We start from the raw sequence: 9559 nt of genomic DNA on the forward strand, positions 1-9559 counted from the left end.
GCGAGACGGCGCGGAACGTTCCGCCTCTCTGCCGTGCGGCGGCTGTTCGAACACCGCCGCATCGCGCGGAACGTTACCGTATCGCGATCAGACAACCACTTCGACGGCTTCTCCCGGAGCAGTACCGGAAGCCCGTTCGGACTCCAGAGCGTTCTGAAGGATCACCACAGCGGCAGCCTGATCGATGACGGACCTGCCCTTTTTGGACTTCACACCCGAAGCACGCAGCCCCTGAGTGGCCGTCACTGTGGTCATCCTCTCGTCGACCAATCGGACCGGAATCGGCTTGACGCCCTGGGCGAGCACCTGTGCGAAGCCCCGGATCTTCTTGGCCGCCGGCCCTTCCCGCCCGCTGAGCGAGCGGGGCAGGCCGACCACGACCTCGATCGGCTCATACTCCTCGACCAGTTGACGCAGCCGCCGGTGGGCCGCCGGGATGTCACGTCCCGGCACGGTCTCCACCGGCGTGGCAAGGACCCCGTCGGGGTCGCACGAGGCGACCCCGATCCGGGCGTCCCCGACGTCGATCGCGAGCCGACGTCCTCTGCGCATGGTCATCAAGCCGTCTCGGCGACGAGACGCTCGACGGCGGCGATGGCGTCGCCGATGGCGTCCGGATTCTGGCCGCCGCCCTGGGCGACGTCCGGCTTGCCTCCGCCGCCGCCGCCCAGCGTCTTGGCGGCCGTACGGACCAGGTCACCGGCCTTGAGGCCGCGCTCGCGGGCGGCCTCGTTGGTGGCGATGACCGTCAGCGGACGGCCGTTGGCGGTGGTGAACACGGCCACGACGGCGGGGCGGTCGCCCGGGATCCGGCCGCGGACGTCGAGAACCAGCTTGCGCAGGTCGTCGGCCGAGGTGCCGTCCGGCACCGTGCCCGACACAAGAGCGACGCCACGGACGTCCTTGGCGCCCTCGGCGAGACCGGCGGCGGCGCCCAGCACCTTCTCCGCACGGAACTTCTCGATCTCCTTCTCGGCGTCCTTCAGCTTGCCGAGCATGGCGGCGATCTTCTCCGGCAGTTCCTCGGAGCGGCCCTTGACCAGCTCCTGGAGCTGAGCGACGACCGTGTGCTCCTTGGCCAGGAAGTTGTACGCGTCGACGCCGACCAGGGCCTCGACCCGGCGCACGCCGGAGCCGATGGAGGACTCGCCGAGCAGTTTCACCAGACCGAGCTGGGCGGTGTTGTGGACGTGCGTACCGCCGCACAGTTCCTTGGAGAAGTCGCCGATGGTCACGACGCGCACGCGCTCGCCGTACTTCTCGCCGAACTCGGCGATGGCGCCCTGCTTCTTGGCCTCGTCGATGCTCATGACCTCGGCATGCACGTCGAGTTCGCGGGCGAGGACCTCGTTGATCTTCTGCTCGACGTCGGTGAGGACCGTGCCGGGGACGGCGTTCGGCGAGCCGAAGTCGAAGCGGAAGCGGCCCGGCGAGTTCTCCGAGCCGGCCTGGGCGGCCGTCGGGCCGAGAGCGTCGCGCAGCGCCTGGTGGGTGAGGTGCGTGGCGCTGTGGGCGCGGGCGATGGCGCGGCGACGGCGTACGTCGATGGCGGCGTAGGCCGAGGCACCGACGGTGACCTCGCCGACCTGGACGACGCCCTTGTGGACGCTGACGCCGGGAACCGGCTGCTGGACGTCACGGACCTCGATGACGGCGCCGGAGTCGAGCTTGATCCGGCCCTGGTCGGCGAGCTGGCCGCCGCCCTCGGCGTAGAACGGGGTGCGGTCGAGGACGACCTCGACCTCGTCGCCCTCCGAGGCTGCCGGGGAGGAGACGCCGTCGACGAGCAGGCCGACCACGGTCGACTCACCCTCGGTGGAGGCGTATCCGGTGAACTCGGTGCTGCCGGAGCGGTCGGCCACCTCGCGGTAGGCGGACAGGTTGGCGTGACCGGTCTTCTTGGCCCGGGCGTCGGCCTTGGCCTGGTCCCGCTGCTGCTTCATCAGCCGCCGGAAGCCGTCCTCGTCCACGGTCAGGCCCTGTTCGGCGGCCATCTCGAGCGTGAGGTCGATCGGGAAGCCCCAGGTGTCGTGGAGCAGGAACGCCTTGTCGCCGGGCAGGACGGTGGAGCCGGCGGCCTTCGTATCGGTGACGGCGGTGTCGAGGATGTTGGTGCCGCTCTTGAGGGCCTTGAGGAAGGCGGCCTCCTCGGCGAGGGCGACGGTCTCGATCCGCTTCCGGTCGGTGACCAGCTCCGGGTACTGCAGCCCCATCGTGTCGATCACGACGTCGATCAGGTCCTTGACCACCGGGCCGGTGGCACCCATCAGACGCATGTTGCGGATGGCACGGCGCATGATGCGGCGCAGCACATAGCCGCGGCCCTCGTTGCCCGGGGTGACGCCGTCGCCGATGAGCATGACGGACGTGCGGATGTGGTCGGCCACCACACGCATGGAGACGTCGGTGTCGTGCTTGTCGCCGTAACGGACGCCCGTCAGCTCGGTGGCCTTGTCCATGACGACGCGCAGGGTGTCGGTCTCGTACATGTTGTGTACGCCCTGCAGGATCATGGCGAGGCGTTCGAGGCCGAGACCGGTGTCGATGTTCTTCGACGGCAGGTCCCCGAGGATCGGGAAATCCTCCTTGCCCTCACCGGCGCCGCGCTCGTACTGCATGAAGACCAGGTTCCAGATCTCCACGTAGCGCTCGTCGTTGACGGCCGGGCCGCCCTCCTCGCCGAACTCCGGACCACGGTCGTAGTTGATCTCGGAGCAGGGACCGCAGGGACCGGGGACGCCCATGGACCAGAAGTTGTCCTTCTTGCCCAGGCGCTGGATGCGCTCGGCGGGGACGCCGACCTTCTCGCGCCAGATCTGCTCGGCCTCGTCGTCGTCGAGGTAGACGGTGATCCAGAGCTTCTCGGGGTCCAGGCCGTAACCGCCCTTGTCCTGAGGGCTGGTGAGCAGCTCCCAGGCGAGCTCGATGGCGCCTTCCTTGAAGTAGTCGCCGAACGAGAAGTTGCCGCACATCTGGAAGAACGTGCCGTGGCGGGTGGTCTTGCCGACCTCTTCGATGTCCGGCGTACGCACGCACTTCTGCACGCTGGTGGCGCGCGGGGCCGGCGGCTTGGTCTCACCGAGGAAGTACGGCTTGAAGGGGACCATGCCCGCGTTGACCAGGAGGAGAGTCGGGTCGTCCGCGATGAGCGACGCCGAAGGGACGACGGTGTGCCCGCGCTCCTCGAAGAAGCTCAGCCAGCGGCGGCGGATTTCAGCCGACTCCATCAGTGGTCCTCATTCCGGTTGTACGAGGTCCCGGGATACGGGTCCTCGGTCGTGTCGTTGTTCTTGCCGGTCCTGCCGGCACTGTCGGTCCTGCCGTCTGCGTCTTTGGCGTACTTGGTCCGGTCGTGCAGGTAGGTGACCTGCGCGGGCCGGGTGCGCTCGATGGCCGGTCGCCGCCCGGCCGCGGGGAGTTCGCCGTCGGGTGTCGCGTTCAGGCCCAGCACCTCGCCCAGTTCGGCCTCGCGCTGCACCATCTGGGAGCGGATGTCGAGAGCGATGTCCTTGAGCCGGTGCCCCGCGTCGAGCGCCTTGTTCGCCGCCTGCGCGGCGAGGCTCTCAGGGGTGAGCTGCTTGAGCTTGCGGTTGACCTTGGTGGTGGCCCACACACCGGCTGCTGCGCCCGCGGTGAACCAGAACGTGCGGCGGAACATGCGCCTCAGCCTTTCCGCTTCTTACGCCGTGCCGCCGGTACGGTCCGGCTGACGATCACCGTGCGGCGGGTCTGGGCGGGCGGCGCGTCCGGGCCCTTGCGGCCCAGCGCCTTGCGTACGCCGTATCCGAACGCGGCAACCTTGACCAGCGGGCCGCCGAAAGTCGATGCGACGGTCGTGGAGAGTGCGGAGGCGTTGGAGGTGACCTCCTGGACGTCGCTCGCGATGGCGTCGACCCGGTCGAGCTGGGTCTGCGCGGAGCGCACGGTCGCCGAGGCGTCGGCCAGCAACGGCACTGCCTGTTCGGTCACGTCCGCCACGAGTCTGGTGGTCGCTCTGAGCGTCTGGGCCAGCCTCACCAACACCACGGCGAGGAAGGAAACCAAGATCGCCCAGAAGACGGCCACCAGAATCCCGGCAACCTCTCCACCGGTCACTGCGCACCGCTCTCTGCTTGTCGTCCGGCACCTGAAAAGTCGTATGCCGACCCTATCGCGCCCGGGGTGGCACCCCATACCGCATTAGCTGTGCGCGGGGGCCGTGATCACGGAAGCCGATTGTACGGAGTGCTTACGACTGAGTACGCTGCGTGTCCCATGTGGCCCTCCCCTCGATCCGGTTCTCCCGACGACCAGGTGCCCGGCCGGCACGGTCTTCCCGCTGAACTGAACCGCTTCGTGGGTCGGGCCGACGAGCTGTCCGCGCTGACCTGGACGCTCGACGAGTCCCGGCTCGTCACGGTGACCGGCACCGGTGGCATCGGCAAGTCGCGGCTGGCCCTGCACGCTGCTGCCACCCTGCAGAATCGGTACGTCGACGGGGTGCTGCTCGCCGAACTGTCGCTGCTGCACGATCCGCAGTTGCTCGCCCACGCCGTCCTGGAGTCGGCGGCCGTCACCGACCACACCAGCAGACCGCCGCGCGAGGTGCTGCTCGAACGTCTCGCGGACCGCCGGACGCTGCTGGTGATCGACGGCTTCGAGCATCTCGTCGACGAGTGCGCCGTACTCGTCCGGGACGTACTGCGGCGCGCGCCCGGTGTCCAGGTCCTGGCGGTCGGCCGCCGACCGCTGCGGGTGGACGGCGAACGCGTACTCCCCCTCGGATCGATGTCCGAGGACGATGCCGCTGCGCTCTTTCGCGACCGGGTCGCCGGTCACCTGCCGCAGTGGCGGGCCGACGAGGCGGACATGGCAAGGGTGCGGGAGCTGTGCCGGCGCCTCGACCGGATCCCGCTGGCACTGGAACTGGCCGCCGGCCGTCTGCCCGCACTCTGCCTCGACCAGTTGCTGGACCGCGTCGACGACCGGTTCGCGCTGCTGTCCGGAGGCGCCCGCGGCGCACTGCCCCGCCATCGGACCCTGCGCACGGCCGTCGGCTGGAGCCATGAACTGTGCACGCCCGAGGAGCGGCTGCTGTGGGCGCGGCTCTCGGTGTTCGCCGGGCAGTTCGACCTGGAGGCCGTGGAGTACATCTGCAGCGGGCCGGAGCTGCCGGCGGACGGTGTGCTCGACGTGCTCGGAGAGCTGATCGCCCAGTCGGTCGTGACGCGCGAGGACACGCCCGCCGGGCCGCGCTACCGGATGCTGGACACCGTCCGTGAGTACGGCGCGGGATGGCTGGCGGCGCTCGGCGACGACGAGCGCGTGCGCCGACGCCACCGCGACTGGTACATGGGACTGGCCACCTGGTGCGAGCTGGAGTGGTTCAGCCCACGCCAGGCCGAGGTCGCGGCCGTCACCGACAGTGCGCTGCCGAATCTGCGGGCAGCGCTCGAACTCTGCCTGGAGCGCCCCGAGGAGGTGTATCTGGGCCAGTATCTGGCGGGCACGCTCTGGTTCTCCTGGGTGGGCTGCGGCCGTCTCGCCGAGGGCAGGCACTGGCTGGACCGCGCCCTCGCGCACGACAACGCGCACGCGGAGTCACGGCTGAAGGCGCTGTGGGTGCTCGGCTACGTCGCGGTCCTGCAGGGCGACAACGCGGCGGCGGCCGCGGCCCTGTACGAGTGCGAGGAGGGCGCGGAACTCGTCGGGAACCAGGTGGCCGGCGCGTACGCGGTGCACCGCAAGGGCTGCTTGGCACTCCTGACCGACGACATGCCGCGCGCGGAGAGCCTCCTGCGCACGGCGCTCGCCGCGTACGACGCGGTGGGCGAGCTGAACAGCAACGTCCTGATGGGCCGGGTGGAGCTGGCGATGACACTTGCCTTCCAGAACCGGCTGGACGCGGCCGTCGCCCTGTGCGAGGAGGTGCGGGAGGTCTGCGAGGAGCGCGGTGAGCGGTGGACGCGGGCCTATGCGCTGTATGTGCTGGCCTACGCCGCCTGGAGCGAGGGCGAAAACGCCCGCGCCCGGGCACTGCTGTCGGAGTGCATCGCCATCGATCACCGGTTCAACGACATGGTGGGACTCGTGCTCGCGATCGAGCTGCTGGCGCTGGTGACCGCGAGCGAGGGGGAGCCGGCGGAGGCCGCGGTGCTGCAGGGTGCTGCCGCCCCGGTGTGGGAGTCGGTGGGTGTGCCGCTGTTCGGCTCGGCCATGTTCGGTGCGCCGCGCGCGATGTGCGAGCAGCAGACCCGCCAGGTGCTGGGCTCCGCGCGGTACGAGGAATGCGCGCGGGAGGGTGGGGCGCTGTCCCTCGACGCGACGGTGCGGCGCTCGCTGGCCCTGCCGGAGCAGAGACCTCCCCGTCCGGCCCGGCGGCGTGGCGATGGCCCCTCGGCCCGGGAAACGCGAGAGCCCGCCGGCTCCCCCACCGGAAACGGCGGGGAAGCGGCGGGCTGAAACGCTGTGCGCTATGCCTGGATCAGCGGGCGTAGTACTCGACGACCAGCTGCTCGTCGCAGATGACCGGAACTTCCTTGCGCTGCGGGTCGCGGTCCAGGCGGAACGCCAGGGCCTTCAGGTTGACCTGCAGGTAGCGGGGGGTCTCACCGTCGGCGGCGAAGCCACCCTCACGCGAGACCTGGAAGAGCGCCTTCTCACGGCTGCGCTCGCGGACCATCACGACGTCGTCGGGACGGACGCGGAACGACGGCTTGTCGACCTTGCCACCGTTGACCTCGATGTGGCCGTGGACGACCATCTGACGGGCCTGGTAGATGGTGCGGGCGATGCCCGAACGCAGGATCAGGGCGTCGAGGCGGCGCTCGAGCTCGATGACCAGCGCCTCGCCGGTCTTGCCCTCGGCCTTCTTGGCGCGGTCGTAGGCACGCGCCATCTGCTTCTCGCTGATGTCGTACTGGGCGCGCAGACGCTGCTTCTCGAGCAGACGGACCTTGTAGTCCGAGTTCTGCTTGCGGCCACGGCCGTGCTCGCCCGGCGGGTAGGGGCGGGCCTCGAAGTACTTGACGGCCTTCGGCGTCAGCGCAATACCGAGCGCACGGGACTTCTTGACCTTGGGACGCGACTGGTTAGGCACGTTCTCCAGACCTCCGTTGTAGGTTAGGTTAGGCTCACCTTACTCAAGGAGATCGCATGTCTCGCCCTGGGAACACCAAGCGCATCACGGACAGCACGACGAACACCGACGCTTCTTCGAGCGTGGAGGTGACGGAGGTCCGATCAGCTCATGGTCAGCCGCGTCCCAGCGGGCTTGAAATCACTCGAATGCCGTCAGCAGCCGAGCGCACACGAACTCTCGTACAGAGTACATGCTCGGCGGTACTGCTCGTTCCCGGGGTGGAGAGCGCGCGGCCCGAGCAGCTGAGCCCCCAGGCGCGGGCGTTCGGCACCGACGGCGAGGTGTTCCTGCTCTTCCCGGCCGACTCACCCGTCGTACGGGCAGCCACCCACGCACAGGACGACGAACTCTCGGCCGTCCTGGAGATCACCGACGTCGCACCCGTCGCCGTCCCCCATCGTATCCGCGGCCGCGCCTGGGTCAGCGGCTGGCTGACCTGCGCTCCCGGCCTCGCGACCGAACCAGGCTGCATGATGCTGCGCCTGGAGGTCGGCGAGGCGAGCGTCGACGATCTGTGGGGTGCCTCCGCGGTGGACGCCGAGGCATTGGCCCTGGCGTCCGTGGACCCGCTCGTGACGCACGAGACCGAGCTTCTGCAACATCTGGATTCCGCGCACGGCGACCAGGTGCATGAGCTCGCGGGACTGGTGGGCGAGCGGGCGAACGATGCGGCGGGCAGCCGCCGACGTGCGGTGCCCCTCGCTCTGGACCGGTTCGGCCTGCGGGTGCGCTTCACCGGCGAGCAGCCGTTCGACGTGCGGTTCGACTTCCCCGCTCCGGTGCGGGACATCACGGAGCTGCGCCGGGCGATGCACACGCTCTTCGAGGCCGCTGCGGGCTGAAGGGTTACGACTCTTCCCCGCGCAGCCGCCCGCGCACCTTCTCCACCACGTCCGCGTACCGCGCCTCGGCGCCGTAGCGCGTGGGCTCGTAGTAGCGGCGGCCGTGCACCGCGTCCGGTGCGTACTGCTGGGCCGCGATGCCGCCCGGGACGTCGTGCGGATACACGTATCCCTTGGCGTGACCGAGCTTGGCGGCGCCCTTGTAGTGACCGTCGCGCAGATGGGGCGGTACAGGCCCGGCCTTCCCGTTCCGCACGTCCTCCTGGGCGGCGGAGATCGCGAGGGTGGCGGCGTTCGACTTCGGGGCGAGCGCGAGGGCGATCGTGGCGTGGCTGAGGGTGAGCGCGGCCTCCGGGAAACCGATCATGGCGACTGCCTGGGCCGCGGCGACCGCCGTCGGCAGGGCCGTCGGGTCCGCGAGACCGATGTCCTCGCTCGCCGAGATCATCAGCCGGCGGGCGATGAACCGCGGGTCCTCCCCCGCCTCGATCATGCGCGCCAGATAGTGCAGCGCCGCATCCACGTCCGAGCCACGGATCGACTTGATGAGGGCGCTGGCGACGTCGTAGTGCTGGTCGCCGTCCCGGTCGTACTTCACCGCCGCCCGGTCGACCGTCTCCTCCACCGTCTCCAGGGTGATCCCCTGCTCACCCTTGTCGATAGCAGCACCGGCCGCGGCCTCCAGGGCGGTCAGAGCCCGGCGGGCGTCGCCGCCCGCGATGCGCAGCAGATGACCGCGGGCGTCCTCGGGCAGCGTGACCGCGTCGCCGAGTCCGCGCTCCTCGGCCAGCGCCCGGTCCAGCAGGGCACCGATGTCGTTGTCGGTCAGCGGTTCCAGGGTGAGGAGCAGGGAGCGGGAAAGCAGCGGGGAGATCACCGAGAAGTACGGGTTCTCCGTGGTGGCGGCGATCAGTGTCACCCAGCGGTTCTCCACTGCCGGGAGCAAAGAGTCCTGCTGGGCCTTCGAGAAGCGGTGGATCTCGTCGAGGAAGAGGACGGTGTCCTTGCCGAAGCCGCCGGCGGCACGACGGGCGCCGTCGATGACCGCGCGGACCTCCTTGACCCCCGCGGTGATGGCGGAGAGTTCGACGAAGCGCTTGTTGGTCGCCTTCGAGACGACGTAGGCGAGGGTCGTCTTGCCGGTACCGGGCGGACCCCAGAGGATGACCGAGGACGCGCCTGCCGGCCCGGATCCTTGCTCGCCGACCAGCCTGCGCAGCGGGGATCCCGGCTTGAGCAGATGCTGCTGGCCGACGACCTCGTCCAGGATGCGCGGGCGCATCCGGACCGCCAGCGGGCTGGTGGTCGGGTCCTTCTCCTGGCGTTCTTCGGCTGCTGCGGTAAAGAGGTCGGGCTCCACGTCGTGAAGCCTATGCCAGAGCTCTGACAGTCCCCGCGGGCCGGGTCAGCCGGTCCAGAAGTCCCACCACCGGGTCAGGATCAGCATCCCGATGATCCCGATGTGCAGCACCGGCACGACCCAGGTGAACTCGTCGAAGAAGCCGCGCAGCCAGCCCGGCGCGGGCAGGAGCCCGTGACGCACGTTGTGCGAGGTCACGTACCAGAACATGACGATCGTGGCGACCCACGCCAGCGA

At 69.7% G+C, this 9559-nt stretch carries 8 protein-coding genes and 1 pseudogene; 2 read left to right on the plus strand and 7 right to left on the minus strand.

The window, feature by feature from the left end; genetic code table 11:
• Positions 1 to 87: 87 nt before the first annotated feature.
• The 4 genes from ruvX to AC067Z_RS28245 are packed head-to-tail and all read right to left on the minus strand — an operon-like array spanning position 88 to position 4095.
• Positions 88 to 558 (minus strand): Holliday junction resolvase RuvX, encoded by a 471-nt coding sequence (ruvX, locus tag AC067Z_RS28230; protein WP_478792440.1) that lies wholly within the window; start codon positions 556 to 558, stop codon positions 88 to 90.
• On the minus strand, positions 558 to 3227 hold the full coding sequence (alaS, locus tag AC067Z_RS28235; RefSeq protein ID WP_478792441.1) for an alanine--tRNA ligase: 2670 nt from the start codon (positions 3225 to 3227) through the stop codon (positions 558 to 560). The genes ruvX and alaS overlap by 1 nt, the downstream gene beginning before the upstream one ends.
• The gene (locus AC067Z_RS28240; RefSeq protein ID WP_478792442.1) at positions 3227 to 3658 is read right to left on the minus strand and encodes a hypothetical protein; all 432 of its coding nucleotides are present in this window, start codon (positions 3656 to 3658) and stop codon (positions 3227 to 3229) included. The genes alaS and AC067Z_RS28240 overlap by 1 nt, the downstream gene beginning before the upstream one ends.
• A 5-nt stretch (positions 3659 to 3663) precedes the next feature.
• Complete coding sequence (locus AC067Z_RS28245; protein ID WP_478792443.1) at positions 3664 to 4095, minus strand: DUF948 domain-containing protein; 432 nt, start codon at positions 4093 to 4095, stop codon at positions 3664 to 3666.
• Positions 4096 to 4254: 159 nt separating this feature from the next.
• On the opposite strand from AC067Z_RS28245, the gene AC067Z_RS28250 reads away from it, so the two are divergent.
• Complete coding sequence (locus AC067Z_RS28250; RefSeq protein ID WP_478792444.1) at positions 4255 to 6441, plus strand: ATP-binding protein; 2187 nt, start codon at positions 4255 to 4257, stop codon at positions 6439 to 6441.
• A gap of 22 nt (positions 6442 to 6463) precedes the next feature.
• Here AC067Z_RS28250 and rpsD read toward each other — a convergent pair whose 3' ends face one another.
• Positions 6464 to 7078 carry a 30S ribosomal protein S4 gene (rpsD, locus tag AC067Z_RS28255; RefSeq protein ID WP_478792445.1) on the minus strand — a complete coding sequence of 205 codons (615 nt, stop codon included), beginning with the start codon at positions 7076 to 7078 and terminating at the stop codon, positions 6464 to 6466.
• A 188-nt stretch (positions 7079 to 7266) separates the two neighbouring features.
• Between rpsD and AC067Z_RS28260 the strand changes: the two genes are divergently transcribed.
• Positions 7267 to 7962, plus strand: a complete 696-nt coding sequence (locus AC067Z_RS28260) for a DUF2470 domain-containing protein (RefSeq protein WP_478792446.1) — start codon at positions 7267 to 7269, stop codon at positions 7960 to 7962.
• 4 nt (positions 7963 to 7966) lie between these two features.
• Here AC067Z_RS28260 and AC067Z_RS28265 read toward each other — a convergent pair whose 3' ends face one another.
• On the minus strand, positions 7967 to 9322 hold the full coding sequence (locus AC067Z_RS28265; protein WP_478792447.1) for a replication-associated recombination protein A: 1356 nt from the start codon (positions 9320 to 9322) through the stop codon (positions 7967 to 7969).
• A gap of 45 nt (positions 9323 to 9367) precedes the next feature.
• Positions 9368 to 9559: pseudogene (locus AC067Z_RS28270) on the minus strand (vitamin K epoxide reductase family protein); the annotation flags it as partial.

It is taken from the genome of Streptomyces sp. NPDC043812 (assembly GCF_056436245.1).